Raw genomic sequence first — 25497 nt, 5'->3', positions numbered from 1 at the left:
GGCGACGGTGACCACACGGCCACCCGAGACCACCGACCCGCGCTTCTGGCCAGAGCCATCCCTCCGACCAGGGGCGCGACAGAGGTCGGGTGAGCGGTGTCCAGGCAACCTCGCTACCTGTGGCTGGCCGACCAGCTCCGTGAACCGATCCTCAACGGCGAGATCTCCCCGGGCAGCCGCCTTCCCTCCCGCACCCGACTGGCCCGCTCCTACCGGGTCAGCGAACAGATCTCCCGCACCGCGTTGCGCCTTCTGGTCACCGAGGGCCTGGTCGAGGCCCGACCCGGCTCGGGGTACTTCGTCCGGACCGTCCCGGAGACCTTCCGGCTCTCCCGGACGGACGCCACCTCCGGCTCCGGCCTGGGCCAGCTCAACCGGGAACGCGTCAGCACCGAACAGGAACGGTGCACCGCCCCGCTGAGCACCAGACTCCGGCTCCGCGACGGCGACCCCGTGTACCGCACCACCGCGCGGGGGCTCTCCTCCGAGCGGCCGGTCACCCTGCACCGCTCCTGGGAACCGGCGATCCTCACCGCCGGAACCCTGCGCACCCCCTTCGACGCCACGGAGGTCAACACGCTGGAGCGCCTGGGCGCCGCGGGTTTCCCCGTGGACCGGGTCGTGGAGGAGGTCGGGGTCCGTGCCCTGCGCGACTCCGAGGCGGCCCTCCTGGACTCCGCCCCCGGGGTCGCGGTCCTGGTCGTCGAACGCACCCACTACTGCGGTGAACGTCCCGTCGAGACCTCCGACCTCATCGGCTCGGTCGAGCAGTGTCGACTTCTCTACAAGTTGTCACTGGCCCGCCCCCGGCGCCGGTAGCCGGACACGACCGAGGGCGGTGGCCCGCCCCTTCCGTGGAAGGGAGCGGACCACCGCCCTCGGTGCCCGGGCTCTAGGCCTGGGTGAACTCCTTGGCGACGACCTCGGCGATCTGCGCGGTGTTCAGCGCGGCGCCCTTGCGCAGGTTGTCCCCGCACAGGAAGAGGTCGAGCGACTTCGGGTCGTCGATCGACTGCCGGATACGGCCCACCCAGGTCGGGTCGGTGCCCACGACGTCGTTCGGGGTCGGGAACTCGCCCTTGGCGGGGTCGTCCAGGACCTGGACGCCCTCGGCGCCAGCCAGCAGCTTGCGGGCGTCGTCGGCGGCGACCTCGCTGTCGAAGGTCGCGTGCACCACCAGCGAGTGCGTGGTGATGACCGGCACGCGCACGCAGGTCGCGGAGACCTTCAGGTCCGGCAGCCCCAGGATCTTGCGGGACTCGTTGCGGACCTTCAGCTCCTCCGAGGACCAGCCGTCGTCCTTGAGCGAACCCGCCCACGGCACGACGTTGTAGGCCAGCGGCGCAGGGAAGGGGCCGAGCTCGTCGACGGCCGAGCGCATGTCGCCCGCGCTGTCACCGAGAGTGCGGTCCCCGCCCGCCTTGGCCATCTGGTCGCGCAGGACGTCGATGCCCTCCTGGCCAGCGCCGGAAGCGGCCTGGTAGGAGGAGACCACCAGCTCCTTGACGCCGTAGGTGCGGTGCAGCGCACCGATCGCCACGATCATCGACAGGGTGGTGCAGTTCGGGTTCGAGATGACGCCGCGCGGACGGTTGCGCACCTGGTCCGCGTTGACCTCGGGAACCACCAGCGGGACGTCGGGGTCCAGACGGAAGGCGCCGGAGTTGTCGACGGCCACCGCGCCACGGGCGGCGGCGATCGGCGCCCACTCCTTGGACACCTCGTCCGGCACGTCGAACATGGCGACGTCGACGCCGTCGAAGACCTCGGGGGCCAGCGCCTGCACGACGACCTCCTCGCCGCGCACGCTCAGGACCTTGCCCGCGCTGCGCGCCGAGGCGACCAGACGGATCTCGCCCCACACGTTCTCACGCTGGGTGAGGATGTCGAGCATGACGGTGCCGACGGCGCCGGTCGCGCCAACGATGGCCAGGGTGGGAAGACGGTTGCTCATCGGCCGGTACCTCCGTAGACGACAGCCTCGACCTGGTCGGCGTCGAGCTGGAACTCACTGTGCGCGGCCTGGACCGCCGCGTCGACCTGGTCCTCCTCGACGATGACCGAGATGCGGATCTCCGAGGTGGAGATCATCTCGACGTTGGTGCCGGAGGAGGCGATCGCGTCGAAGAAGCGCGCGGTGACGCCCGGGTACGAGCGCATGCCCGCACCGATCAGCGACACCTTGCCGATCTTGTCGTCGTAGCGAAGGGAGGCGTAGCCGACCTGCTCCTGGACCTTCTTCAGGGCACCGACCGCCTCCTTGCCGAAGTCCTTGGGGACGGTGAACGAGATGTCCGTGCGGGAGGTCGAGACCGCCGACACGTTCTGCACGATCATGTCGATGTTGATCTCGGCGTCCGCGAGCGACTTGAAGATCGTCGCGGCCTCACCGACCTTGTCGGGGACGCCGACGACGGTGATCTTGGCTTCGCTCCGGTCGTGGGAGACCCCGGAGATGATCGGCTGTTCCATGCCTTCGCTTTCCTCGACTTCCGAGACGATCCACGTCCCGGGCTTCTGGCTGAACGACGAACGGACGTGCAGGGGAATGTTGTACTGGCGCGCGTACTCGACGCAGCGCAGGTGCAGGATCTTCGTGCCGCTGGCGGCCATCTCCAGCATCTCCTCATAGGAGATCTGCGGGATGCGCTGCGCGGAGGGAACGACGCGCGGGTCGGCGGTGAACACGCCGTCCACGTCGCTGTAGATCTCGCAGGCGTCGGCGTTGAGCGCGCCAGCGAGAGCGACGGCGGTGGTGTCGGAACCGCCGCGGCCCAGGGAGGTGATGTCCTTGGTGTCCTGGGAGACGCCCTGGAACCCGGCCACGATGCAGATCGCGCCCTCGCCGATGGCCTCCTGGATACGGCCGGGGGTCACGTCGATGATCTTGGCGTTGCCGTGCAACGACGTCGTGATGACCCCGGCCTGGGAGCCGGTGAAGGAACGGGCCTCGTAGCCCAGGTTCTCGATGGCCATCGCCACGAGGGCCATCGACATGCGCTCACCCGCGGTGACGAGCATGTCGAGCTCGCGAGCGGGGGGCATCGGGGAGACCTGTTCGGCCAGGTCCAGCAGTTCGTCGGTCGTGTCGCCCATGGCCGAGACCACGACCACGACGTCATGTCCCGCCTTTTTCTGAGCCACGATCCTTTGGGCTACTCGCTTGATGGCTTCCGCGTCAGCCACGGAAGACCCACCGTACTTCTGCACGATTAGGGCCACGATCGATGCTCCTGAGGAGTTGGGATCAAGACAATTAACAATGGAGTGTAGCTAGCGACGACCATGGCACCCCGTCCGACCTGCGATGGGGAGGGCGTGGCGTCTTGACACACCGGCGATCGGGTTACCCGCCAGAGCGGAGGTTACTCATATTTCAGCCCGATTACGGCGAAGTGTGAGCTAGAACTCCAGGCTGCGGCGGCCCTCGAAGGCGCGCCCGAGGGTGACCTCGTCGGCGTACTCGAGGTCGCCGCCGACGGGAAGCCCGCTGGCGAGTCGGGTGACTTTCAGGCCCATGGGTTTGACCAGCCGCGCCAGGTAGGTCGCGGTGGCCTCCCCTTCCAGGTTCGGGTCGGTCGCCAGGATCAGCTCGGTGACCTGACCGTCGGCCAGGCGGGTCATGAGCTCCTTGACCCGGAGGTCGTCGGGGCCCACGCCCTCGATGGGGCTGATGGCGCCGCCGAGCACGTGGTAGCGCCCACGGAACTCACGGGTGCGTTCGATGGCGACGACGTCCTTGGACTCCTCGACGACGCAGATGACTGCGAGATCGCGGCGGGCGTCACGGCAGATACGGCACTCGGTCTCTTCGGCGACGTTGCCGCAGATCGAGCAGAAGCGAACCCGCTCCTTGACCTCGACGAGTGCGTTGACCAGGCGTTTTACGTCCGCGTGTTCGGCGGACAGCAGGTGGAAGGCGATGCGTTGCGCGCTCTTCGGACCGACGCCGGGCAGTCGCCCCAGCTCGTCGATCAGATTCTGTACCGCGCCCTCGTACATGCCTACCCACTCGGTCGGAACCGGGCAGGGGCCCGGTGGGGCCACTCCTGCCCCTCCCCCCACCGTATCGGGGGGTGGTGACCTCTCGCGCCCGTCTCCCTGTCGCGTTGGAGCGCGTCCCTGAAAAGGGGGTGCGGGCCGCCGCCCGCGGTGTCCGACGGGGCACCGGAGCGGCGGCGCGGTGACCGCGAGGGTTCTCCGGGAACCCCGGGGTTCCCGGAGGGCGCCTGACGGGCACCCGGCGGGTGCCCGTCGGGCGCGGGGTTCCTAGAAGCCGGGGATGCCGGGCATGCCGCCGGGCATCCCGCCGCCGCCCAGGCCCTCGGCCAGCGGCCCCATCTTCTCCTGCTGGAGGCGCTCCACCTGGGCCTCGGCGTCACGGATGGCCGCCAGGACCAGGTCCGCCACGGTCTGCGCGGTCTCCTCCGCGTCGGTGGGGTCCACCGCCTTGGGGTCGACGGTGATGTCCTCGACCTGACCCCGCCCGCTCAGCTTGACCTTGACCAGGCCGCCGCCCGAGGTACCCACGACCTCGGCCTCCTCCAGGGCCTGCTGGGCCTGTGCCAGTTGCTGCTGCATCTGCTGGGCCTGCTGGAGCAGGGCCTGCATGTCCATTCCGCCAGGGTTCACGGCCGTCTCCTCGCCACACACATGGTGCTGTTCATAGCTTCGTGTCACTTGCCTGTGAGGGTAACCGGTCCGGCCGGGGCGTCCCGGCCACTCCCGACGGACGCCCAGGCCAGCGCACCGGTCCCCCGCGGCGGGCTCCGGGCGCCACGGATCCGTCCGCGCGGTCTGCGGGTGAGGAGACGCGGGCGTTCTCGATGACCTGGTCCAGGGCCTCGCGGGTGCGTTCGAGTCCTCGGATCGCCCCGGTCACCCGGTCGCGTTCGGCCGTGAGCCAGTCGAGGAGGTCCGGTGCCGGTTCGCCGCGCTCCCGCGCGTACACGCAGGGCAGGAGTTCGCGGATGGTGTCGGTGGTGAGCCCGGCCCCGAGCAGGCACTGGACGCGGTCCACCCGTTCCACGGCGTCCTCGCCGTACTCGCGGTGGCCACCGGCGGTGCGCTCCGAGGCGAGCAGCCCCCGTTCCTCGTAGTAGCGCAGCGACCGGGGACTCACCCCGCTCCGCGCGGACAGTTCTCCGATGCGCACGAGCGCCTCCCGTCCTGGCCTGTGACCCTGGCCACGAACCCTTGAACCTCACATGGGTGTCAGATTCTACGCTCCTGCCATGGACACGACGAGGAACCACGGTCAGCCCCTGCTGGACACCTACGAACTCGGGACGCTGCGCCTGCCCAACCGGGTGGTCATGGCCCCGATGACCCGCCTGCGCGCCGACCGGGACGGGGTGCCCGGCGCGCTCATGGCCACCTACTACGCGCAGCGCGCCGGCGCGGGCCTGATCGTCTCCGAGGGGATCGCGCCCAGCGTCGAGGGACAGCAGTACCTCACCGAGCCCGGCCTGTACTCGGAGGCGCAGGTCGATGGGTGGCGACGGGTCACCGACGCCGTGCACGCCGAGGGCGGACGCATCTTCGCCCAGATCATGCACGCGGGCCGGGGCGCACACCCCGCCAACCGCCCCGACGGAGGGACCCCCGTGGCCCCCTCGGTCGTTCCGCGAACCGACCCCGTCCACACGCTGGACGGCAAGGTCTCCCCCGTCGCCCCGCGCGAGCTGACCCTCCGGGAGATCGCCGCAACCGTGGCGGACTACGCGGACGCCGCGCGCGCGGCCGTGCGGGCCGGGTTCGACGGGGTCGAGATCCACGGGGCCAACGGCTACCTGCCGCACCAGTTCCTCGCCGACAACACCAACCGCCGCACGGACGTCTACGGCGGCGGGACCACGGGACGGATCCGGTTCCCTGTGGAGGTCACCGAGGCGGTGGCGGACGCCGTCGGTGCTGACCGGGTGGGGCTGCGGCTCTCCCCCGGCAACCGGCAGTTCGAGATGGTGGAGCGCGAACCGGCCCCGGTCTACCGGGAACTGCTGCGCCAGGTGGCGCCGCTCGGCCTCGCCTACCTGCACGTCACGGACGATCCCGACCACCCCGCGCTGTCCGAGGCGCGGCGGGACTGGCAGGGCACGCTGGTGGGCAACACCGGCGAACACCGGGCGACCACCCAGGAAGGCGCCGCCGCGCTGATCGCCGGAGGACACGCCGACCTCGTCTCGGTGGGCCGCCCCTACATCTCCAACCCGGACGTGGTCGAACGGCTCGCGGCCGGGGTCCCGTGGTCCGTGATCAGGGAGAAGGACTTCCACTACGCGTCCGGGCCCAGGGGCTACGTGGACTACCCCCGGCACGACCGGGACAAGGCGCACTTGGTCGCACCGTTGACCTGATTTCACCAGGCAGAAGAGCGAAGAGTAGCGCAAGTGTCACCCTGGGTTGAAAGGATGTTCGACGGGGGTTCGGCCGCTCCGGCGGCCGTGCCCCGACCGAGAACAGCCGGACCACCAGGGGACTGAGGACGTGTTGACCGCCAGAGAGCGCAACTCGGCTCTGATCGAGGCGATAATCGCGGACGGCACGCTGACCGACGCCGCACTCGTCGACGCCTTCCGTTCCGTGCCCCGCCACCTGTTCATCCCCGAACACGGCGCGCTCACCTCGAGCGGCGGTGCCCTGAACGCCGCGGGGAACCCGGACCGCTGGCTGGCCGCCGTCTACGCGGACGACGCCATCGTCACCAGGATCGAGGGCCCGGAGGTGACGAGGCGGCGCGGGGGCGACCGGGACCCCGCCACCTCGTACAGCTCCGCGCCCACGGTGCTCGCCCGCATGCTGGAGCTGGCCCGGCTCGCGAACGGGCAGCGGGTGCTGGAGATCGGCACCGGGACGGGGTGGAACACGGCGCTGCTCGCGCACCGGCTCGGCGACGGCGCGGTCACCTCGGTGGAGATCGACGACCGACTGCTGGGCGCCGCGCGGTCGGCGCTCCACGACACGAGCCTGTCCCCGGACACGCGCCTGGCCGACGGGTACGACGGGTTCGCGGAGGCGGCGCCCTTCGACCGGATCGTCAGTGCGTGCGGGGTGCGCCGCGTGCCGGACGCCTGGCTCGACCAGCTCACCGACGACGGTCTGATCGTGTGCCCGTGGGGGCGGTTGGAGAGCGCCGGGGTGCTCATGCGCCTCGAGAGGACGGAGGCGGGCGGGTCCGGCGCGGTGGGCCGGTTCCACGGCGGCGTGGGGTTCGTACCCCTGCGCACCCCGGGCTCGGCGCCCCCGCCCGTGCGGGACGCCGGTCAGCAGCCGGACGAGTACCGGCTCACCCAGACCGACCCCGTCACCCCGATGCTGGACTTCGCCTCGGCCTTCGCCCTCTCGGTGATGGTCCCCGACTGGCGGATGCGGCGGCGGTGGATCGGTACGGGTTCGGGCATGTGGCTCTGCGATTCCCGAGGTGACTCGTGGGTGCGGGTCTACCCCTACGGCACCGCGTGGATGATCGAGCAGGGCGGCCCCAGGAGCATCTGGGACGAGGTGGAGGAGGCCCTGGCCGCGTGGTCCGGCCTGGGAGAACCCGACCCGGACCGGTTCGGCCTGGTGGTGGGCTCCGACGGGGAGCAGCGGGTGTGGCTGGACGACCCCGAGGGAAGGTCCTGGCCGGTCGGGTCACCGGGCTGAGACGGGGTCGGCCCCCCGCTGTTCCCGGCGGGGGGCCGACGCCCTGCGGTCACGACTGACCTTCGGTGTCCCCGGTCTCCGGAGCGGTGTGCTTCTCACGGAGTCTGCGCAGGAGTTCCTGCTTCCGCTCGCGCGCGGCGTCGCTGGGCCCGCCCTTGGTTCCGCCCTTGCCGCCACGGAGCGTGGAACGGGAGACGGTGGTGCGCTGACCACCCATCCCGAGGAGGTTGTCACTGTTCTTGGCCATGCCGTTGACTCCTCTCGTCGCAGACAGGCGAGACGAGTCGTCTCGTCTTCGCTGTCACGTCTGATGCTACCCGCAGCAAGACGATACGTCTCGTCATTTTGGAGCGGTTACCGTGGAGACATGGCCGACAACACCGATGAACAGAACCGACGGGCCCCGGACCCCCGCCGCCGCAGCCAACGCGCGCAGAACGCCATCGTCGACGCCGCCGAGGAGCTGCTGGGTGAGGTCGGTTACTCCAGACTCACCATGGAGGCCATCGCCGCCCGCGCCCGTGTGGGCAAACAGACCATCTACCGCTGGTGGCCGTCCAAGGCCGCCGTCGTCTTCGAGGTCTTCACCCGGCTGACCGGGGCCGAGGCCGGGCGACCGCTGCCCGACACCGGCGACCTGGACGCCGACCTCAAGACCGTACTCCGCGCCACCACGGACGAGTTCAACGACCCCGCGATGGACCGGACCACCCGGGCCTTCACGGCCGAGGTCCAGCACGACGAGGAGTTCGCGCGGGCCGTCACCGAACAGCTCGTACGGCCCAACAGCGAGGCGCTCAAGGACCGGCTGCGCTCCGGACAGGCGGCGGGGCAGCTCGCCCCGGACGCCGACCTCGACCTCGCCGTGGAGATGCTCAACGGCCCGGTGAACCACCGGTGGCTGCTGCGCACCGCGCCGATCACCCACGAGTTCGTGGACCGGCTGGTGGAGGCGGTCCTGCGCGGACTGCGCCCCTGACCTGCCGGTTATCCCGCCGCGCCGTGCTCGATCTCCTCGAGCAGCTTGCCGCCGAGCTCGGTCTCGATGAGCCCGGCGCCGCCGCCCGCCGGTCCCGAACCGGCCGCAGGACCCGAACCCGTGCCCGGACCGGCCGCGGTGGCACCCTGGGGCCGACTCGGAGCGGTGGCTCCGGAGCCACCGGACGCCGGGGGGCCCGGCTCGGGCGCCTTCGGCTCCGGAGTGCTCCGCGCGGGCCGACCGAATCCGCCGTCGTCGGGCGGCGGCGCGGAGGCACCGTCCTCGTAGGGGTCTGGCGGCGGTTCCTGGAGCCCGGTGACGATGCGGTCCGGGGACGGCCCAGCGGGGCTCGCCGCCGCCTCGGGACGCGGGGGCTCCGGCGCGGGAGCCGGTTCGGGCCGCGCGGCCGGCGCGGCCGGCGCGTCCCAGCCCTCGGGCTCACCGGCGGCGGCCTGCGGTGCGGGAGCCGGGGCGGGTTCGGGGCGACGCTGGGGGGCGGCCTGAGCACCGCCGCTGGCGGGGGCCACCCGGACCTCGAACCCGAGGACCTGCTGGATGGCACCGGCCACCACCTGGTCGCTGCCGCTGTTGCTGAACCCCTTGGCCTCGTTCGGCTTGTTGAAGCGCAGCAGCACGCTGTTGCCCTCGACCCCGACCGGCTGGACGTCGCCGCCGGTCAGCACCATCCAGGTGAACCGGCGGCGGCCCTTGACCGCCTCCAGGATCTGGGGCCAGGCACCCTGGATCCGGCCCAGGTCGAGCGCGCCGCCACCACCGGCGGGGGCCTGCCGCCGCGGGGGCTCGGGGGCGCTGCGCGTCGGGGCGTCCCAGCCCGCGGGCTCACCCGTCGCGGCTTGGGGAGCCGGACTCGGAGCGGACTTGGGCGCGGGGCTCGGAGCGGGTTCGGGGGCGCTGGGGCGCGCGGGTGCCTGGGGTGCCTGGGGTGTCGGCTCGGGTGCGGCCTGCGGCGCGGGTGCCGGGGCCGGAGCCGGTGCCGGGGTGGGCGCCACGGGAGCGGGGGCCGCCGGGGCCAGCGCACCGGAGGCCATCCGGCGCTCCATCTGCTCCAGCCGGGCCAGCAGCGCCGTGCCCTGGTCGCCGTCGGTGGCGGGCAGCAGGATGCGCGAGCACATGAGCTCCAGCAGCAGCCTGGGCGCGGTCGCGCCGCGCATCTCGGTCAGCCCCTGGTTGAGGATCTCGGCGGCCCGGGACAGCGTGGCCGGTCCCAGCCGGGCGGCCTGGTCCTTCATCTGCTCCACGGACTCCGGGGAGACGTTCACCAGGCCCTTGTCCAGGGCGTCCGGGACCGCGGCCAGGACCACGAGGTCGCGGAAGCACTCCAGCAGGTCCGTGGTGAAGCGGCGCGGGTCGTGCCCGCCCTCCACGACCCGGTCCACCAGGCCGAACGCGGCGGCCCCGTCGCGGGCGCCCAGGGCGTCGACCATCTCGCCGAGCAGGCTGGAGTCGGTGTAGCCGAGCAGGGAGACGGCGCCCTCACGGGTGATGCCACCCTCGTCCGAACCGGCGATGAGCTGGTCCAGGACCGAGAGGGTGTCACGGGCCGAACCTGCGCCCGCGCGCACGACCAGGGGCAGCGCGGACGGGTCGTAGGAGACCTCCTCCTGCTTGAGGAGGTCCTCCATGAGCTCCCTGAGGGTGCTCGGCGGGATGAGCCGGAAGGGGTAGTGGTGGGTCCGCGAGCGGATCGTGCCGATGACCTTCTCGGGTTCGGTCGTGGCGAACACGAACTTCAGGTGCGGCGGGGGTTCCTCCACCAGCTTGAGGAGCGCGTTGAAACCCTCGCGGGTCACCATGTGCGCCTCGTCGATGATGTAGATCTTGTACCGCGAGTTCACCGGCGAGAAGAAGGCACGTTCACGCAGGTCACGCGCGTCGTCGACACCACCGTGGGAGGCGGCGTCGATCTCGATCACGTCGATGCTGCCGCCGCCGTCGGGGGCGAGCGCCACACAGGAGTCGCAGGTGCCGCACGGGTCGGGGGTGGGGCCCTGCTCGCAGTTGAGGGAGCGGGCGAGGATGCGCGCGCTGGTGGTCTTGCCGCAGCCGCGCGGGCCGCTGAACAGGTAGGCGTGGTTGATGCGTCCGCTGCGCAACGCCTGGCGCAGCGGGTCGGTCACGTGTTCCTGACCGCGCACCTCACCGAACGTCGCTGGACGGTACTTGCGGTACAGCGCGATGCTCACGGTGTGATCACTCCCCTGTGTCCCTGCCTCGGTCCCATTCAACCCGCTGGCGGTGACAACTCGCACCTGGTCGGGGAAACCGGGAAGGGGGCGGCGCCGGGGCGAGGTACCCCCGGAAACAAGAAAGGACCCCCCGCGCACCCGCCAGAGCCCACTTATCCTTGCTGCCTTCCGGCCCTGGGGAGGTTCATAGGGTGACGCCGCACGAGGGGTCTGCCCCCGAGTGTATCCGAACCGGGGACCCTCGCAACCCGCGCCGGCCCACCTCCCCGGAGGGTTAGGAACCCGTTCGAAGCACTGCCGCGAAGCCTGTAGAGTTGCCCACGGAGGATTCGCCTAGTGGCCTAGGGCGCACGCTTGGAAAGCGTGTTGAGGGCAACCTCTCAGGGGTTCGAATCCCCTATCCTCCGCCACAGGAGCGAAGGCCCCGACCGGGAGACCGGTCGGGGCCTTCGTCGTTCTTCCATGTCCCCGGCTCAGTGCACGCGCTGGGCAACGGTCCGGGACGGGCAGGCGGCGCGGGCCCGTTCCACCGTGAGCGCGCCACCGTTCACGGTCCCGCCCGCGTACAGGACCTCGAGCGGCGCGATCGCGTCCATCGGGTCGAACCCGTCGAACGGCACGGCCCGGCCGGCTCGGGGACATGTCGACAAGCCGACCCGCGGACGGTCCGGCTACGGCCGGGGGATGTTGCGCAGGTTGGAACGGGCGAGGTCGATCATCGAACCCACGCCGCCCCGCAGGACCGTGCGGCCCGCGGACAGGGCGAAGCCGGTGACCTGGTCGGCGGTGATCCGGGAGGGCATCGACAGCGCGTTGGGGTCGGTGACCACGTCCACCAGCACGGGCGCGTGGGCGGCCAGGGCGTCGCGCAGGGCGTCGTGGACCTCCCGGGGGTCCTCCACCCGGATCGCCCGCATGCCCATGGCCTCGGCGATCCTCGCGTAGTCGACCGGCGCGTGGTCGGTCTCGAAGGCGGGCATCCCGTCCACCATCATCTCCAGCCGCACCATGCCGAGTGAGGAGTTGTTGAACACCACCGTCGTGATCGGCAGGTCGTGCTGCTGCACGGTGATGAGCTCGCCGAGGAGCATGCTCAGGCCGCCGTCCCCGGACAGCGAGACGACCTTGCGGTCCGGCGCGGCGTAGGCGGCGCCGATGGCGTGCGGCAGGGCGTTGGCCATGGTGCCGTGGGTGAAGGAGCCGATCACCCGGCGGCGGCCGTTCGGGGTGAGGTAGCGGGCCGCCCACACGTTGTTCATGCCGGTGTCGACGGTGAAGGCGGTGTCGTCCGGCGCCAGGGCGTCGAGGACGCTCGCCACGTACTCGGGGTGGATCGGGGTGTGGTGCTCGATGTTCTTCGTGTAGGCGTCCACGACCTTGGTCAGGGCGCGTTCGTGACGGCGCAGGACGTCCCGCAGGAAGGTGTCGTCCTCCTTCGGCCGGACCGAGGGGCGCAGGGCTCGCAGGGTCGCTGCGACGTCCCCCTGCACCCCGAGCCTGAGCGGGACCCGACGGCCGAGCCGGCGCGGATCGTGGTCCACCTGGACCACGTTGTCCTTGGGCAGGAAGTCGTCGTAGGGGAAGTCGCAGCCGAGCAGCACCGTGAGGTCGGCTTCCTGGAGGGCGTCGTAGCAGGCCCCGTATCCGAGGAGGCCGATCATGCCGACGTCGTACGGGTTGTCGTACTGGATCCACTCCTTGCCGCGCAGGGTGTGGCCCACCGGGGACTTGACCCGTTCGGCGAGGGCCATGACCTCCCCGTGGGCGTCGCGCACTCCGGCACCGCAGAACAGGGCGACGGTGTCCGCCTCGTTGATCCGACGGGCCAGCTCCCGCACGTCGTCCTCGCTGGGCCAGGGGGTGGCCCGCCCGGTGGTGACGGGGCTGGTGTCGGCGGGACCGGTGGCCTTCTGCCCGGCGACGTCACCGGGCAGGACGAGGACGGCCACGCCGGGGGTGCCCAGTGCGTGCTGGACGGCGATCCGCGCCAGGCGGGGCATCTGGTCGGGGTGGGAGACCAGTTCGCGGAACTCGGTGACGTCGCTGAAGAGCCGCTCGGGGTGGGTCTCCTGGAAGAAGCCGGTGCCGATCTGGTGCGACGGGATGTGGGAGGCCAGCGCGAGCACGGGGGCTCCGCTGCGCTGGGCGTCGTAGAGCCCCTGCACGAGGTGGGTGTTGCCGGGGCCGCAGGACCCGGCGCACACGGCGAGCTTCCCGTCGATCTGGGCCTGGGCCGCGGCCGCGAAGGCGGCGGCCTCCTCGTTGCGGACGTGCACCCACTCGATGCCGTCGGTGGTGTGGACCGCGTCCACCACCGGGTTGAGGCTGTCGCCCACGACCCCGTAGATGCGGGTCACCCCCACCGAGACCAGTGTTCGGACGAGCTGTTCGGCGACGGTGTTCCTGCTCAAGACGGACCCTCCCGGGACGGCGCGACCAGGGGCCGGACGTGTCACCCCCGGACCACGCTAGGAGCGCCCCGGCCGTATGTGCCGCAACGCCACGCTCGTGGTCGCGGCCATGCCGAATCAGGACCGGTTCGAGGGGTTGATCCGAACCTGGGTGGTGAACAAGGTGAATAGTCGTTTTCTTGAGTATTGTTCGCTGACACCCAGGAAAGGTGCGGGACATGAGGTTGGACGGGAATCTGCGGTACGTCGCCCTCGGGGACAGCCAGACCGAGGGGATCGGGGACGGCGACGAGGAGTCCGGGTACCGGGGGTGGGCGGACCGGTTCGCGGAGCACCTGGCGACGACCGGCGCGCGGGTGGACTACGCCAACCTGGCGGTGCGCGGCCGCCTGGCCCGGCAGGTCCACGAGGAACAGCTCAAGGACGCCCTGGAGCTGCGCCCGGACGTGGCGACGGTCTTCGCCGGGGTCAACGACCTCATCCGGCCGAGGTACGACCCGGACGAGGTGGTGGGGCACCTGGAGACGATGTTCGCCGAGCTCACCGGGGTCGGCGCGCGGGTGGCCACGCTGACCTTCCCCGACATCGCGCGCATCGCCCCGCTGGCCCGGCCGCTGGTGCCGCGCGTGCTCGACTTCAACGAACGGGTCCGGGAGGCGGCCGAGCGGCACGGTGTCGCGGTGGCCGACACCGCCGCCCACGAGGTGGCCGCGGACCGCCGCCTGTGGGGGGTCGACCGGCTGCACTGCTCACCCGAGGGGCACCGGAGGATCGCCGGGGCGGTGGCGCACGCGCTCGGCATCCCGGGGAGCGACCAGACCTGGGCCGACCCGCTTCCGGAGGGCCCCGTCTCCGGCGTGTTCCGGTCCGCCGCGTCGGAGGTGCGGTGGCTGGGGGCCTTCCTCGGCCCCTGGGTGGTGCGCCGTCTGCGCGGCCGCTCCTCCGGGGACGGTCGCACCGCCAAGCGTCCGGTACCGCTGCCCGTGGAGGTCTGAGACCCCTTTCCGGGACGGCCCCGGGGCGCCTCACGACTCATTGTGCAACTTGTTGCATAATGAAGTCGGGTCGGCAGGACACCGGCCCGGAGGCACCCCGCGAGGAGAGGTCATGAGCGAGTACCCCCACCTGCTGGAACCCCTGGACCTGGGCTTCACCACCCTCAGGAACCGCGTGATCATGGGCTCCATGCACGTCGGTCTGGAGGAGGCCCCCCACGGATTCGAGAGGATGGCCGCCTTCTACGCCGAACGCGCCCGAGGCGGCGTCGGCCTCATCGTCACCGGCGGCATCGCCCCCAACCCCGAGGGCGCCACCTTCACCGGCAGCGCCAAGCTCACCAACGACGACGAGGTCGCCCAGCACCGCCTCATCACCGAGGCCGTGCACCGCGAGGGCGGCCGGATCGCCATGCAGATCCTGCACACCGGCCGCTACGCCTTCAGCGAGGAGTCCGTTTCCGCCAGCGCCCTCCAGGCCCCCATCAGCCCCTTCGTGCCGCACGCCCTCACCGAGGACGAGATCGAGCGCACCATCGAGGACTTCGCCCGCTGCGCCGAACTCGCCCAGCGCGCCGGGTACGACGGCGTCGAGGTCATGGGTTCCGAGGGCTACCTCATCAACCAGTTCATCGCGCCCGCCACCAACAAGCGCGAGGACCGCTGGGGCGGCTCCTTCGACAACCGCGTCCGCCTCCCGCTGGAGATCGTCCGCCGCGTCCGCGAGCGCGTGGGCGACGAGTTCGTCCTCGTCTACCGGCTGTCCATGCTCGACCTCGTCCCCGACGGCTCCACCTACGACGAGGTCGTCGAGCTCGGCAGGCGGATCGAGACCGCGGGCGCCGACATCATCAACACCGGCATCGGCTGGCACGAGGCCCGGGTGCCCACCATCGCCACCTCCGTGCCGCGCGGCGCCTACACCTGGATCACGCAGCGCCTCAGGAAGGAGCTGACCGTCCCCGTGGTGGCGGTCAACCGCATCAACACCCCCGAGGTCGCCGAGCGGATCATCGCGGAGGGACAGGCCGACATGGTCTCCCTGGCCCGCCCGATGCTCGCCGACGCCGCCTTCGTCGCCAAGGCCGAGGCGGGCCGCGCGGAGGAGATCAACACCTGCATCGGCTGCAACCAGGCCTGCCTGGACCACACGTTCAGCCTCAAGATCACCTCGTGCCTGGTCAACCCGCGCGCCTGCCACGAGACCGAGCTGGTCCTGTCCCCCACCAGGACCCGCAGGAACGTGGCCGTGGTCGGCGCCGGGCCCGCCGGACTCGCCTTCTCCGTCTCCGCCGCCGAGGTCGGCCACACCGTCACCCTCTTCGACTCCGCCTCGGAGATCGGCGGCCAGCTCAACATGGCCCGCCGCGTGCCCGGCAAGGAGGAGTTCGACGAGACCCTCCGCTACTTCCGCGTCCAGCTGGCCAAGCACGGCGTGGAGGTGCGCCTGGACACCACCGTGACCGCCGCCGACCTCGACGGCTACGACGAGGTGGTGCTCGCCACCGGAGTCACCCCGCGCACCCCCGCCATCCCGGGTGCGGACCACCCCAGCGTGGTGAGCTACGTGGACGTGCTGCGCGGCGGGGCCGAGGTCGGAGCGAGGGTCGCGATCATCGGCGCGGGCGGCATCGGCTTCGACGTGGCCGAGTTCCTCACCGACGGCGGGGAGGAGGCCAGCCAGGACCCCGAGACGTTCTTCCGCCAGTGGGGTGTGGACACCGAGTACCGGGAGCGCGGAGGCCTGGGCGCCCCCCAGCGGACCGCGCCGCCCCGCACCGTCCACCTGCTCCAGCGCAAGGCCTCCAAGGTCGGCAAGGGCCTGGGCAAGACCACAGGCTGGATCCACCGCCTGGAGCTGCGCCACCGGGGCGTGGAGATGGTCGCGGGCGCCGACTACCGCCGGATCGACGACGAGGGCCTGCACCTGACCGTGGACGGTGAGGAGCGCGTGCTCGCCGTGGACACCGTGGTGCTGTGCGCGGGGCAGGACCCTCGCCGGGACCTGGCCGACGAACTCACCGCCGCCGGACGCTCCGTGCACCTGATCGGTGGCGCCGACGTGGCCGCCGAGCTGGACGCCAAGCGAGCCATCAAGCAGGGCACCGAACTGGCCGCCGCCCTGTAGGGGCCCCTACCTAGAATGCGCTCATGTCCCTCCCCCACGCGATCCTGACCGCCCTGCTGGAGAAGCCCTCCTCGGGACTGGAACTCACCCGGCGCTTCGACCGCTCCATCGGGTACTTCTGGTCCGCCACCCACCAGCAGATCTACCGGGAGCTGGGCAAGCTGGAGAAGGCGGGGTTCATCCGGGCGCTGCCGACGGACTCGCCCACCCGGGGCCAGCGCAAGGAGTACGAGGTGCTGGCCCCGGGTCGCGACGAGTTGGAGCGCTGGGTCGGTGAGCGGGAGGAGCCGCGCGCCCTGCGCGACCCCCTGATGCTGCGCCTGCGCGCGGCGGGGGTCGTGGAGGTGGGCGACGCGCTGGTCGAGGAGCTGCGCCGCCACCGCGAACTGCACGCCGCCCGTCTGGCGGAGTACCGGGAGTTCCAGCGGCGCGACTCCGCGCGCGGGCACGGGACCGAGCGGGACCGGGTCCAGGGCCTGGTTCTCCAGGGCGGCATCGACCTGGAACTCTTCTGGGTGAACTGGCTGGACGGGGCCATCGCCGACCTGGCCGATCCCGACCCGCCGCCCGGACCCTGATGCGTGCCGGGCGGGACCGCCGGGGAGGGAGCCGTTCACCTCAGGAGGTGCCGCCGACCCGCGGGGCGGGCCAGAACTGCGCGAGGTACTCCTCCCGGCCCTCCAGGGCACGTTTGGCCTCGGAGAACCCGACACCGTCGAGATCCCGGAACCGGTCGAAGAGCGCGAGGTAGGCGTCACTGACCACACGGCGGTTGCGATGAGCGACCCGGACCCCGTAGCGGCCCGGTCGCGGAAGCGTGAGCAGATCGTCCTGCCCGCCCGCGGTGAGTTCGTTCACGCACACCACTCCGGTGGCGATCTCGACGACGGCCGTGGCCGAACCCTCCCAGGCGTGATCGTCCCAGCCCGGTTCGCCCTCCCAGGATTCCAGCAGCAACCGAACCCGGACGTTGTTCTGGAAGCTGTGGAAGTAGACGGAGCGATCGCCGAAGCTGAAGTCGTCGTGCCCGGGAACGGACGCGGTGTCGTCGAAGTCCTCGCCGTCGAAGATCTGGAAGACACCGTAGTCGGGGTGGACGAGAGTGCTGTTCCGGTCGAGCAGGCGGCTCATGTGATCTGCTCCGTCCTGGGCAGGCGCTGGACAGGCGGCCCCGGGCGCACGAAAAGCCGCCCCCGGCTGTGCCGGGGGCGGCTGGTGGCGGTGGATGAGGGATTTGAACCCTCGAAGGGTTGGAGTATCCGGGGGCCGCACCCACCTGCGGTGAAACTATGAAGATGGCCGGTGACCTGGGCGGACGTTCTGACGTCTTCCCACGGTTACCGGCCTCTTCTCGTAGCGGTGTGCACTGAATGTGCATCGGGAGGACGCCCGGCACCCGTGCCGATTCCCAGGTGAGGCGCGCGTTCCCGGATACGCCCGCCACCACTCCCCCAGCCCCAGTACTCGGCAACCACGGTCCTGGTCCCGCGTGGGTTCTGGCGCGGTCGGCCTGTGGTCCCGCACGTCCTGAGTCGCGCCAGGTTCCGCGTGGGCTAGCGGGGTCCACGGGGGCGCGAGCCCCCTGGTACTGCCAGTGCTCCGCCACGGTCTGCTCACGGATGCTGACAACGAGCGTTGGGCCCAAATCCCCTGACAGATTCCAGTGCCCTGGGTCACCATGGTGTTCTCGGTCAGTTCTGGTCCCCGCTCAGTCTCGGACCTGTCCGAGAAGTGTCTTTGGCGTTCGGCCGTGTGGCCGTGCGCTCGGGACCGGGCGTCAGCCCGCAGCCCGAGCGGAGGCCGCTGGCCGCCGCGACGGCGCTCGCGCCGTCGCCTTGATCCCATAAAGCCCAATTCGGCACCAGGGAAGTTAGTGACGACCAAAACTAGAATCTCACTCGCAACCATGGCGATCGCACTTGTATCCTACTCGGCATTCTCCAAAAAAGAGAAAATCATAGACTGGATAAAGAACGCAGAACATGATGCGATACTTTTTGCCCTTGGAGTGATGATCTTGATGGTTTGCCTGACCAGGGCACCCGAAAGGAGTCATTCGAATGAGATAAGAATTATTTCTTGGTCATGGTTCGTTTTAGGATTCTTTGTTGTTGCAGCCTCAACATGGATCGCTACCAGTTGGCTTCTAGCAGAGGCCGCCGATGGCCAAAGGATTGAAGCCATTAGAACTGGACTAACAATCGGGGCAGGAACCGGTGGGGCTATGGCTTTGATAATTTCGGCCCGTCGGCAGTGGCTTGGAGAGAGATCCCATCTACATGACATGGCAGTTTCACGAAATAATCTTAAAGATGCACAGGAGAAGAGAGTAACTGAGCTACAGGCGAACGCGTCTGATCAGATCTCATCGGAGAGCCCTGCTGCTAGACTCTCTGGCCTATACACCCTTGAACGTCTAGCACAGAACAACCCTGAATACCGGCAGACCATAACGAACATCATTTGCGCTTACCTGCGAATGGCTTCCAGCTCCACCAACGACACGCAAAAGGAGGGCCAGAATAGTGATTTCTTTCCAGCCATCAGCCAGGAAGAGAGAGAAGTAAGACTTACAGCCCAAGAGATACTATCTAATCACCTAAGGCCAATCCAGGAAAATGATAGCAAGTCTTACTGGCCGAATATTAGCCTCGACCTATCAAGGGCCAACCTAGTAGACTTCAACCTTGATGGCTGCGAACTCAATAAGTTGACTTGCAGAAATGCCAACTTTCAAGGTTCATCCAGCTTCCGCAGAGCGAAAATAGAATTCGCTGATTTTTCCCACTCAACGTTCAGTCAGTCAGCACATTTCGAGCAGTCCAAGTTCTCGCAGATTGCTACTTTCGATTCCACAAATTTCGAGGGAGGCTGCCACTTCGAATCTGCAATATTCTCAGATAAGACTTCCTTCTCCAGGTCAAGGTTTTCCCGTTCGGCTGACTTCACCGACTCTTCCTTTCGAGGCTCAGCCAACTTTTCCCTGAGTAAGATGCGTGGAAGTGCGCAGTTCTATAGATGCAAGTTCAATCAAGGAGCGGACTTTGGAGCCGCACACTTGAACCGTCTAGCAGTTTTTCAAGAGTGCGTCTTTGGTGGCTACACTACTTTCGGATCAGCAACTTTTCGAGAAGGCGCGGACTTCGAATCATCGAGGTTCTTGGAAGTCACCTCCTTCAAGGGATCCGTTTTTGGCTCGGACGCGCTTTTCAGTGGTGTTAGTTTTCTCAAGTACTCCAGCTTTAAGAATATGAAGGTCAAATTCTTTGGCGTATTCGAAGGATCAAAGTTCAACCGCACATCTTTTAATGACAGTAGATTTGGATGCACGGTCAACTTCTCTAGATCTCATTTTTCCGGAGACGTCAATCTGTCTGCTATTAAATGTGGCTGGCCACCCATGCTGGAGGGGGCAGAGGTGACTAAGTCCAATGGTCAGCGTTGGCCAAATGAATGGGTCGTAGTTTGGGACAAGGAAGACCTTGGCCACTTCGAGAAGGCGCCTGATATCAGTTCTAAAGTGGCGGAAAAAGAGGAAAGATAGACACTTCGCAAGACATGCGAATGCGTAATTACATCTCATTCAAGGCCCACCTCTTACTAGTCCTTCCCGTTGTTGCGGTAGACCTGTCCTATGGCTGACCAAGTACTGATGGAGCTAGGCGACAGGCTGCGTGTCGCTCGCAAGGTTGAAGGCAGCTCGGGCGCTGTGCTGGCGTCTCGTGCTGGTGTCACGCAGCCGACTGTGTCGAGGGTGGAGAACGGGCAGCGGGTCTCTAGCGTGGAGGCGGTGGAGAGGCTGATCGCGGCTCTGCCGTTGCCCCCTGAGGAGGCTGAGCGGCTGACCTCCATGGCTCGGGAGGCGTATGCGCTCGCCTCGGAAGGTAAGCGGGTGGACTCCGGGGTCTCGCTCGTGCCCGATGCTGCGCGAAAGCTGTTCACGGCTGCATCGCGGGTGCGTGGGTTCCAGTCAGCGACGATCCCCGCACCGCTGCGCAGCAGTGAGTACGCCGCTGCTGCAGGGGCTGACTCCGACTCGGGCGCGGACTGGGCCAAGAACCTGGACGATGCGGGCAAGAGCTTTGAGTTCGTGGTCACTGAGTCTGCCTTGCGAACCTGGCCCGGGTCGGGTGAGTCCATGCCCGCCCAGCTCGAACACCTCCTTACGCTCGCTCAACGCCCGAACGTGTCCCTCACGGTCATCCCCTGGGGTGTGGGGCTGCCGGTGATGCCTCCACACGGGTTCACGGTGTGCGATGAGTCGGGGGTGCTGGTGGAGACCTTCACCGCCACGATGACCCTCACCGGCTCCGAGCACGTCGCCGCCTACCGCGACGCCTTCGAGGCCCTAGCCGCAGTCGCTGTGACTGGGGACGAGTTCCGGCGGGTGGTTGAGGATGTGGCCGCTGACCTCACACGGTTTATTCAGTGAACTCATTGAATCGATAGGGCGTTCTGTCGTAGCCTTCCGTCACGAGATAGGTGTATAGCCCTCTAGACGGCGGTGGTGTTGTGCGCAACTGGGCCCGAATGTTCCCTGGTCAAGTCGATGAGATCGCCCGAGTCCGCGCCTTCGTGCGCGCCTTACTGCAGGACCACCCCACGGCCGAGGACGCCGTCCTCGTCGCCAGCGAACTGGCCACCAACGCCCTGCGCCACACCCGCAGCGCCGACGACGGCGGCATGTTCGTGGTGCGGGTCAACGACCACGGAGACCGGATCCGTATCGCGGTGGTCGACTATGGCAGCAACGCAGACTGGAAGGGCGAGACCGCCGAGTCCGAACCGTGGACAGAGCACGGTCGGGGCCTGGTGCTCGTCAACGCACTGGCCAAACAGTGGGGCGCGACCCCCGAACCCGTGGGCACCTGCGTATGGGCGGACCTGGCCACCTTCGCCAAGCTGTGAGCGGTCCCCGCATGCCCCGACGCCGCGCACGCTTCGTGGTCGTGGACGCTGAGACCGGGGTGGAGATTTCGCCTGTGCTGTCTAGAGTCCTAGACTCGGTGCGTACGACCGAGGGGGCATGGATGCCGGGCCAGTTCGACCGCATAGCCGAGATGGACGACCCATTCGCGGTGCTGCGTGCTGCAACCGAACGGCTGGCCGAGGCACAGCAGGAAGTGACCGAGCTGTCCCGTCTGCGCCGTCGGCTCATCCAGGACCTGCACGCCCAAGGCATGTCCTACGCCCAGATCGCGGAGAAGGCCGGTCTGAGCCGCGGGCGCATCCACCAGATCCGCCACACCGGCCCTGCCCCTGAAGCGGCCTTCCTCGGCGTGGGAACGGTGACCGTGGCCACCCCGCTGCGGCACGACCAAGTCAAGGACCGGCCGGTGCTCTCGCTGGACGACATGGCCACCGGACAGGCCCTCGAAGAGCTGGTGCGCTCCTTCGACATGCAAGCCGTCTCCGACCACGTCACCGTCGACGGCCGCGTGGATCTGAACCGGCCCAACCTGGTGGTGGTGTGCGGGCCTGCCATGTCCGAAGCCATGCGCACCGCATATGACACTGACCCCGTCATCCGATGGGAGCACCCGCACAAGGGGTTGTGGCTGCTCACCGACACCCGCACCGGTGAAAGCTACCGGTCCGGACAGGAGATGGACCCCCAACAGCCCACGGACGTGGCCTACCTCGGCCGCCTGCCCCGCCCGGACGGCAAGGGCACCTTCCTTGCCATCGGCGGAATTCACCCCCAGGGCTCACGCGGGGTCGCGCACTTCCTCAACGGTGAAGTGGCCTCCCTGTGGGGACAGGTCGGCTCCGAACGCTTCTCGGTGCTGGTGCGCAGCACCTACGACCCCGAGACGGGTCTTCCGCAAAGCGCCGAACTGATCACCCCCGTCTACCGCCACGATCAAGACGAGAACCAGTAGCGCCATGCCGTTCCTCCTTGCCACCGACCCCGGCGACCTTGACCGGGCAAACGAGGACGTTGCCGCCTTGACCACCAACGGGGCCGTGCTCCTGGACGGCGCCAGCGCACCCCCGGGGGTCGACATCGGTTGCGCTCACGGGGTCGCCTGGCACACACGCCGTCTGGCCGGACTCCTCCTGGCCGGGCTCCTTGGAGAAGACCCCCTGCGCACCGTGCTCGCCAAAGCCATCACCACCATGGCCGAGCTGCACGGACCCGACTGCGATCGCACCAACCAGGAATTCCCCTCGTCCACCGTCGTCATGATCCGCCTGGTGGGCGACCGCCTGGAATACCTCGTGCTCTCTGACTCGGTCCTGCTCGTCCAACGCCCGGACGGCTCCGTGGTGATCATCGCCGACACTCGCCTGGACGACCTGAAGAGCCGCCTGCGCCGCGAGAACGCCGAGACTCGACCCTCGGTACGAACCCTGCGCAACACCCCCGGCGGGTTCTGGACAGCCGGTGTGGACCGCCGCGCAGCCGACGAAGCACTGACCGGATTCCTTCCCCTGTCGGACGTGACCGGGTTCGCCGCCATGACCGACGGGGCCACGCGCGGTGTCGAGGTCTTCGGCTCCCAGACCTGGGAAGACTGCTACCTCCTGGCCTCTGGCAAGGGCCCTCGTGCCCTGATCGACCACGTGCGCGACCAAGAGCACCGGGACGCCCAGGGCCAGCGCTACCAACGGGTCAAGAGCCACGATGACGCCACTGTCATCACCTGGACCCCCGCCTGAGTACCCCCCTAGACAATCCTGGGGCGGGTTGCTACCTTCTTGCGTAGACCCCTAGACAGTCGTTGTCGGTGGCGCCCGCCGCTGCCTGTCTAGGGGGGTCGACAAAGAAGGGCTGATTGATGGCTATTCAGGGTGCGTTGCCGGTCGCGTTCGACGTGGTCTTCCCCGCTGGTGCGTTCGCGCTGGGGGTGGAAGCGATCACGGACTTTGAGACCAAGCGTCCGCAGATGGACAAGGACTCCGGTCTGCCGTTGTGGGCGGTGGACGTGATCGACGCTGACCCCGAAGCACGCGGTAAGGCCAAGTCGGTGAAGGTCAAGGTCGCCGCGAACGTGTGCCCCACGTTGCCGGACGAGGTTCCGGGGCTGCCGTTCCGGCCGATCGAGTTCGAAGCGATGGCGGTCATGCCCTACGTCGACGACTCGGGCCGTCGCCCCCGGGTGGCGTACTCCCTGCGGGCTCGGGGCGTGAAGACCCCCGGTTCTGCTGGCCGCGCCAAGCCGCAGGTGAAGGACGCTGCCTGACCTGAACACAAGACGGGGCGGCCTGGTGCTCCAACACCTTCGGCCGCCCCTTAAACCCCCTGCTGGACCGCTAAATCTCAGAAGAGGTGCCCCCAGTATGTCCCAGATTCCCGAAGACCTGTCCTGCCTGTCCGGCCCTGAGCTGGTGCGGGTGTTCTTGGCCGAGTACGACAAGCCCCGGGTGACCAAGGCTGAGCGGGCGGAGTTCTTCGACTTCAAGTCACGGATCTTCGCTGCTATCGCTGCCCGGGACGGCAACCCCGACGCGGCCCGGTTCGCCGCTTGCGCTCGTGCTGACTCCGACCTTCTGTGGGCCGAGATCGCCGCCAACGAGGCTCTGAACTGGGGTGGCCGGTGATGATGCGCCAACCCAAGATCGGAGCCTCCCAGTCTTCACCGACGTTGCCGACCCCGGCTCAGGGGGTGCGGTGGACGACCCCGATCGTGGAGACCCCCGGCATCGTCGTCCTAGGCTCCTGGATCTACCGGCTGGTCCGCCTGGTGGTGTCGCTGCCGTTTCGCTTCCCCGTCATGGTCGCCTCGGCCACCGTCGTGGCCGCGTCCTGGTGGTTCTTCGCATGGCCTGGGTTGGCCACCCTCGTGGGTGTCGTGGCGACGGTGTCGCTGGTGTGGTGGCGTGCCTGGCCAACCTCTTACCGGTACTGCGTCACGTGGCGGCTGTTGGCGTGGTGGCGACACCTGGTCGTGTACCGCAGGCACTGGCAACCCGTGCTGGTGATCTCCGGGCTGGCTGAGTCCTACCAGGAACGCCGCTACCTGCCCCGTATCCGCTCCGTGGCCTGCAACGCCCGGGCCGACTACGTCCGCGTGTCCCTGGTCGCCGGAACCTCACCGACCGACTTCGAACACCGCGTGGTGGAGTTGGCACACGGGTTCGCCGCCCCCTCCTGCCGCGTCACGGTGAACGGGCCTCGGGACATCACCTTGGAGTTCCCCCGACACGACACCCTCGCCGAACCCCTCGACGCCTTCCCGATGACCCACCACGTCGACCTGTCAGCGCTGCCGATCGGCAAACGCGAAGACGGCACCCCGTGGAAGCTCCGGCTGCACGGAACCCACGTCCTCATCGTCGGCGTCACCGGGGCCGGGAAAGGCTCCGTGCTCTGGTCGGCCATCCGGGCCATGCTCCCCGCCCTCGCTGACGGGTCGGTGCAGGTGTGGGGGATCGACCCCAAACGCATGGAACTCGCCTACGGGCGGGACCTGTTCGCGCGGTACGCGGACACCGGGGAATCCGCGGTGGAACTCCTCGAACTCGCGGTGGCTCAGATGCAGGAACGCGCCGAACGCTACGCCGGGAAGCAGCGCTCCCACACCCCAACGACGGCTGATCCGTTCGTGGTCGTGGTCCTGGACGAAGTCGCCTTCCTGACCGCCTACCACCCCGACCGGGACGTGCGGAAACGCTCGGAGAACGCCATCGCCACCCTGACCTCACAAGGACGCTCGGTGGGGTTCTGCGTGCTGGCCGCGTTGCAGGACCCCCGTAAGGAGGTCATGAACCTGCGCAACCTGTTCCCGGACAAGATCGCCCTGAGGCTGGATGAGGCTTCACAGGTGGACATGGTCCTCGGTGAAGGAGCCAGGGAACGCGGGGCTGAGGCGCACCTGATCGACCCCACCCTTCCCGGCGTGGCCTATGTGCGCTTGGAGACCTCGCCGTCCCCGGTGCGGGTGCGGGCCGCGTTCGTCTCCGACACCGACATCACCACCATGGCGGATGACTACAGCTCTTCTGGGGCGGGGGAATCGTGCTGACGTTGGCGGTAGAGGGCGAGCGCGAGCCAGAGAAAGTAACCCGCATTGGCGAGGAAGACCACGCTGCTCACGATGATCGACACCAGGTGGTCCGTGCGGATCGCCAGCCTCAGGAAGATGAGCATCGATGCCATGAAGCACACTGGCGCTATCAGGTGACCCCA

The 25497-nt window shown here is 68.7% G+C and carries 26 protein-coding genes, 1 tRNA gene and 1 other RNA gene; 16 read left to right on the top strand and 12 right to left on the bottom strand.

Going from position 1 to position 25497, the window contains the following annotated elements:
- The first annotated feature begins 96 nt into the window (after positions 1-96).
- Positions 97-819 carry a GntR family transcriptional regulator gene (locus KBX21_RS11585; protein WP_049574765.1) on the top strand — a complete coding sequence of 241 codons (723 nt, stop codon included), beginning with the start codon at positions 97-99 and terminating at the stop codon, positions 817-819.
- A gap of 73 nt (positions 820-892) precedes the next feature.
- Here KBX21_RS11585 and KBX21_RS11580 read toward each other — a convergent pair whose 3' ends face one another.
- The 5 genes from KBX21_RS11580 to KBX21_RS11560 all read right to left on the bottom strand — a co-directional run bounded on the left by KBX21_RS11580 (position 893) and on the right by KBX21_RS11560 (position 5155).
- On the bottom strand, positions 893-1954 hold the full coding sequence (locus tag KBX21_RS11580) for an aspartate-semialdehyde dehydrogenase (RefSeq protein WP_210841883.1): 1062 nt from the start codon (positions 1952-1954) through the stop codon (positions 893-895).
- Positions 1951-3222: an aspartate kinase gene (locus KBX21_RS11575; protein ID WP_082206536.1), complete on the bottom strand. Its 1272-nt coding sequence runs from the start codon at positions 3220-3222 to the stop codon at positions 1951-1953. Before KBX21_RS11575 ends, KBX21_RS11580 begins: the two co-directional genes overlap by 4 nt.
- Before the next feature lie 180 nt (positions 3223-3402).
- On the bottom strand, positions 3403-4002 hold the full coding sequence (gene recR, locus KBX21_RS11570) for a recombination mediator RecR (protein ID WP_017545755.1): 600 nt from the start codon (positions 4000-4002) through the stop codon (positions 3403-3405).
- 267 nt (positions 4003-4269) lie between these two features.
- Complete coding sequence (locus KBX21_RS11565) at positions 4270-4617, bottom strand: YbaB/EbfC family nucleoid-associated protein (RefSeq protein WP_049574773.1); 348 nt, start codon at positions 4615-4617, stop codon at positions 4270-4272.
- A 46-nt stretch (positions 4618-4663) separates the two neighbouring features.
- Entirely contained in the window at positions 4664-5155 is a 492-nt protein-coding gene (locus KBX21_RS11560; RefSeq protein WP_210841882.1) for a MerR family transcriptional regulator, read from the bottom strand.
- Positions 5156-5234: 79 nt separating this feature from the next.
- Here KBX21_RS11560 and KBX21_RS11555 point away from each other — a divergent pair, with 79 nt between their 5' ends.
- Positions 5235-6356, top strand: a complete 1122-nt coding sequence (locus tag KBX21_RS11555) for an alkene reductase (protein ID WP_210841881.1) — start codon at positions 5235-5237, stop codon at positions 6354-6356.
- Between the two features lie 133 nt (positions 6357-6489).
- Entirely contained in the window at positions 6490-7644 is a 1155-nt protein-coding gene (locus KBX21_RS11550; RefSeq protein WP_210841934.1) for a methyltransferase domain-containing protein, read from the top strand.
- A gap of 49 nt (positions 7645-7693) precedes the next feature.
- Here the strand turns inward: KBX21_RS11550 and KBX21_RS11545 are convergent, their stop codons facing one another.
- Entirely contained in the window at positions 7694-7891 is a 198-nt protein-coding gene (locus tag KBX21_RS11545; RefSeq protein WP_210841880.1) for a DUF6243 family protein, read from the bottom strand.
- A 120-nt stretch (positions 7892-8011) separates the two neighbouring features.
- Here KBX21_RS11545 and KBX21_RS11540 point away from each other — a divergent pair, with 120 nt between their 5' ends.
- On the top strand, positions 8012-8623 hold the full coding sequence (locus KBX21_RS11540) for a TetR/AcrR family transcriptional regulator (protein WP_049574788.1): 612 nt from the start codon (positions 8012-8014) through the stop codon (positions 8621-8623).
- 8 nt (positions 8624-8631) lie between these two features.
- Here the strand turns inward: KBX21_RS11540 and KBX21_RS11535 are convergent, their stop codons facing one another.
- Entirely contained in the window at positions 8632-10827 is a 2196-nt protein-coding gene (locus tag KBX21_RS11535; RefSeq protein WP_210841879.1) for a DNA polymerase III subunit gamma and tau, read from the bottom strand.
- A gap of 121 nt (positions 10828-10948) precedes the next feature.
- Positions 10949-11044: signal recognition particle sRNA small type (gene ffs, locus KBX21_RS11530), an RNA gene on the bottom strand.
- Between the two features lie 108 nt (positions 11045-11152).
- Here ffs and KBX21_RS11525 point away from each other — a divergent pair.
- Positions 11153-11240: transfer RNA gene (locus KBX21_RS11525), tRNA-Ser, on the top strand.
- 63 nt (positions 11241-11303) lie between these two features.
- On the opposite strand, the gene KBX21_RS26920 is transcribed toward KBX21_RS11525, so the two are convergent.
- Positions 11304-11426, bottom strand: coding sequence for a hypothetical protein (locus KBX21_RS26920; RefSeq protein ID WP_255352550.1), 123 nt, complete (start codon positions 11424-11426; stop codon positions 11304-11306).
- Between the two features lie 75 nt (positions 11427-11501).
- Entirely contained in the window at positions 11502-13241 is a 1740-nt protein-coding gene (locus KBX21_RS11520; protein WP_210841878.1) for a pyruvate dehydrogenase, read from the bottom strand.
- A gap of 218 nt (positions 13242-13459) precedes the next feature.
- Here KBX21_RS11520 and KBX21_RS11515 point away from each other — a divergent pair, with 218 nt between their 5' ends.
- From KBX21_RS11515 to KBX21_RS11505, 3 genes are all read left to right on the top strand, one after another.
- The gene (locus tag KBX21_RS11515; protein WP_049568226.1) at positions 13460-14236 is read left to right on the top strand and encodes an SGNH/GDSL hydrolase family protein; all 777 of its coding nucleotides are present in this window, start codon (positions 13460-13462) and stop codon (positions 14234-14236) included.
- Positions 14237-14348: 112 nt separating this feature from the next.
- Complete coding sequence (locus KBX21_RS11510; RefSeq protein ID WP_210841877.1) at positions 14349-16364, top strand: FAD-dependent oxidoreductase; 2016 nt, start codon at positions 14349-14351, stop codon at positions 16362-16364.
- Positions 16365-16387: 23 nt separating this feature from the next.
- Complete coding sequence (locus tag KBX21_RS11505) at positions 16388-16942, top strand: PadR family transcriptional regulator (RefSeq protein WP_049568221.1); 555 nt, start codon at positions 16388-16390, stop codon at positions 16940-16942.
- 40 nt (positions 16943-16982) lie between these two features.
- On the opposite strand, the gene KBX21_RS11500 is transcribed toward KBX21_RS11505, so the two are convergent.
- On the bottom strand, positions 16983-17495 hold the full coding sequence (locus tag KBX21_RS11500) for a hypothetical protein (RefSeq protein WP_210841876.1): 513 nt from the start codon (positions 17493-17495) through the stop codon (positions 16983-16985).
- A 775-nt stretch (positions 17496-18270) separates the two neighbouring features.
- Here KBX21_RS11500 and KBX21_RS11495 point away from each other — a divergent pair.
- The 8 genes from KBX21_RS11495 (at position 18271) to KBX21_RS11460 (ending at position 25333) form a co-directional block, all read left to right on the top strand.
- On the top strand, positions 18271-19908 hold the full coding sequence (locus tag KBX21_RS11495) for a pentapeptide repeat-containing protein (RefSeq protein ID WP_210841875.1): 1638 nt from the start codon (positions 18271-18273) through the stop codon (positions 19906-19908).
- Between the two features lie 90 nt (positions 19909-19998).
- Positions 19999-20796 (top strand): helix-turn-helix transcriptional regulator, encoded by a 798-nt coding sequence (locus tag KBX21_RS11490; RefSeq protein ID WP_210841874.1) that lies wholly within the window; start codon positions 19999-20001, stop codon positions 20794-20796.
- Between the two features lie 98 nt (positions 20797-20894).
- Positions 20895-21272: an ATP-binding protein gene (locus KBX21_RS11485; protein WP_210841873.1), complete on the top strand. Its 378-nt coding sequence runs from the start codon at positions 20895-20897 to the stop codon at positions 21270-21272.
- A 98-nt stretch (positions 21273-21370) separates the two neighbouring features.
- Entirely contained in the window at positions 21371-22246 is an 876-nt protein-coding gene (locus KBX21_RS11480; protein ID WP_307869190.1) for a sigma-70 family RNA polymerase sigma factor, read from the top strand.
- A gap of 4 nt (positions 22247-22250) precedes the next feature.
- Positions 22251-23027 carry a protein phosphatase 2C domain-containing protein gene (locus tag KBX21_RS11475; RefSeq protein ID WP_210841872.1) on the top strand — a complete coding sequence of 259 codons (777 nt, stop codon included), beginning with the start codon at positions 22251-22253 and terminating at the stop codon, positions 23025-23027.
- 119 nt (positions 23028-23146) lie between these two features.
- A complete protein-coding gene (locus tag KBX21_RS11470) occupies positions 23147-23551 on the top strand; it encodes a plasmid replication, integration and excision activator (RefSeq protein WP_210841871.1) in 405 nt (134 codons plus the stop codon).
- 97 nt (positions 23552-23648) lie between these two features.
- Positions 23649-23909 (top strand): hypothetical protein, encoded by a 261-nt coding sequence (locus KBX21_RS11465; RefSeq protein WP_210841870.1) that lies wholly within the window; start codon positions 23649-23651, stop codon positions 23907-23909.
- On the top strand, positions 23909-25333 hold the full coding sequence (locus KBX21_RS11460) for an FtsK/SpoIIIE domain-containing protein (protein WP_210841869.1): 1425 nt from the start codon (positions 23909-23911) through the stop codon (positions 25331-25333). Before KBX21_RS11465 ends, KBX21_RS11460 begins: the two co-directional genes overlap by 1 nt.
- On the opposite strand, the gene KBX21_RS11455 is transcribed toward KBX21_RS11460, so the two are convergent.
- Positions 25300-25467 (bottom strand): hypothetical protein, encoded by a 168-nt coding sequence (locus KBX21_RS11455; RefSeq protein ID WP_210841868.1) that lies wholly within the window; start codon positions 25465-25467, stop codon positions 25300-25302. The two genes, KBX21_RS11460 and KBX21_RS11455, sit on opposite strands and share 34 nt — an antisense overlap.
- Between the last annotated feature and the right edge of the window lie 30 nt (positions 25468-25497).

This window comes from Nocardiopsis sp. B62 (genome assembly GCF_018070675.1).
Classification (GTDB): Bacteria; Actinomycetota; Actinomycetes; order Streptosporangiales; family Streptosporangiaceae; genus Nocardiopsis; species Nocardiopsis prasina.
This window is presented reverse-complemented; position numbering and strand designations above follow the sequence as displayed.

Excerpts from the sequence above, each read along its gene's own strand:
- KBX21_RS11580 (WP_210841883.1), bottom strand. The coding sequence starts at position 1,954 with ATGAGCAACCGTCTTCCCACCCTGGCCATCGTTGGCGCGACCGGCGCC.
- recR (WP_017545755.1), bottom strand. The coding sequence starts at position 4,002 with ATGTACGAGGGCGCGGTACAGAATCTGATCGACGAGCTGGGGCGACTG.
- KBX21_RS11565 (WP_049574773.1), bottom strand. The coding sequence starts at position 4,617 with ATGGACATGCAGGCCCTGCTCCAGCAGGCCCAGCAGATGCAGCAGCAA.
- KBX21_RS11555 (WP_210841881.1), top strand. The coding sequence starts at position 5,235 with ATGGACACGACGAGGAACCACGGTCAGCCCCTGCTGGACACCTACGAA.
- KBX21_RS11545 (WP_210841880.1), bottom strand. The coding sequence starts at position 7,891 with ATGGCCAAGAACAGTGACAACCTCCTCGGGATGGGTGGTCAGCGCACC.
- KBX21_RS11540 (WP_049574788.1), top strand. The coding sequence starts at position 8,012 with ATGGCCGACAACACCGATGAACAGAACCGACGGGCCCCGGACCCCCGC.
- KBX21_RS26920 (WP_255352550.1), bottom strand. The coding sequence starts at position 11,426 with ATGGACGCGATCGCGCCGCTCGAGGTCCTGTACGCGGGCGGGACCGTG.
- KBX21_RS11515 (WP_049568226.1), top strand. The coding sequence starts at position 13,460 with ATGAGGTTGGACGGGAATCTGCGGTACGTCGCCCTCGGGGACAGCCAG.
- KBX21_RS11510 (WP_210841877.1), top strand. The coding sequence starts at position 14,349 with ATGAGCGAGTACCCCCACCTGCTGGAACCCCTGGACCTGGGCTTCACC.
- KBX21_RS11505 (WP_049568221.1), top strand. The coding sequence starts at position 16,388 with ATGTCCCTCCCCCACGCGATCCTGACCGCCCTGCTGGAGAAGCCCTCC.
- KBX21_RS11500 (WP_210841876.1), bottom strand. The coding sequence starts at position 17,495 with ATGAGCCGCCTGCTCGACCGGAACAGCACTCTCGTCCACCCCGACTAC.
- KBX21_RS11495 (WP_210841875.1), top strand. The coding sequence starts at position 18,271 with ATGGCGATCGCACTTGTATCCTACTCGGCATTCTCCAAAAAAGAGAAA.
- KBX21_RS11490 (WP_210841874.1), top strand. The coding sequence starts at position 19,999 with ATGGCTGACCAAGTACTGATGGAGCTAGGCGACAGGCTGCGTGTCGCT.
- KBX21_RS11485 (WP_210841873.1), top strand. The coding sequence starts at position 20,895 with ATGTTCCCTGGTCAAGTCGATGAGATCGCCCGAGTCCGCGCCTTCGTG.
- KBX21_RS11475 (WP_210841872.1), top strand. The coding sequence starts at position 22,251 with ATGCCGTTCCTCCTTGCCACCGACCCCGGCGACCTTGACCGGGCAAAC.
- KBX21_RS11470 (WP_210841871.1), top strand. The coding sequence starts at position 23,147 with ATGGCTATTCAGGGTGCGTTGCCGGTCGCGTTCGACGTGGTCTTCCCC.
- KBX21_RS11465 (WP_210841870.1), top strand. The coding sequence starts at position 23,649 with ATGTCCCAGATTCCCGAAGACCTGTCCTGCCTGTCCGGCCCTGAGCTG.
- KBX21_RS11460 (WP_210841869.1), top strand. The coding sequence starts at position 23,909 with ATGATGCGCCAACCCAAGATCGGAGCCTCCCAGTCTTCACCGACGTTG.
- KBX21_RS11455 (WP_210841868.1), bottom strand. The coding sequence starts at position 25,467 with ATGGCATCGATGCTCATCTTCCTGAGGCTGGCGATCCGCACGGACCAC.